Genomic DNA, 615 nt, shown 5'->3' with positions numbered 1-615 from the left:
TTAGATGCTTTCAGCGCTTATCCCGTCCGCACTTGGCTACCCAGCGGTGCTCCTGGCGGAACAACTGGTACACCAGCGGTGCGTCCATCCCGGTCCTCTCGTACTAAGGACAGCTCCTCTCAAATTTCCTGCGCCCACGACAGATAGGGACCGAACTGTCTCACGACGTTCTGAACCCAGCTCGCGTACCGCTTTAATGGGCGAACAGCCCAACCCTTGGGACCTACTTCAGCCCCAGGATGCGATGAGCCGACATCGAGGTGCCAAACCTCCCCGTCGATGTGGACTCTTGGGGGAGATAAGCCTGTTATCCCCAGGGTAGCTTTTATCCGTTGAGCGATGGCCCTTCCATGCGGTACCACCGGATCACTAAGCCCGACTTTCGTCCCTGCTCGACTTGTAGGTCTCGCAGTCAAGCTCCCTTATGCCTTTGCACGCTGCGAATGATTTCCAACCATTCTGAGGGAACCTTTGGGCGCCTCCGTTACATTTTAGGAGGCGACCGCCCCAGTCAAACTGCCCACCTGACACGGTCCCTGTACCGGATCACGGTACCAGGTTAGAACTCCGATACGATCAGGGTGGTATCCCAACGATGCCTCCACCGAAGCTGGC

The 615-nt window shown here is 57.4% G+C and carries 1 rRNA gene; it reads right to left on the bottom strand.

Annotated elements, in window-relative coordinates:
* Positions 1-615: ribosomal RNA gene (locus tag BMZ79_RS00005) — 23S ribosomal RNA — on the bottom strand; the annotation flags it as partial.

The sequence above is a fragment of the Paenibacillus sp. UNC496MF genome (assembly GCF_900113915.1).
Lineage (GTDB): Bacteria > Bacillota > Bacilli > Paenibacillales > Paenibacillaceae > Paenibacillus_Z > Paenibacillus_Z artemisiicola.
This window is presented reverse-complemented; position numbering and strand designations above follow the sequence as displayed.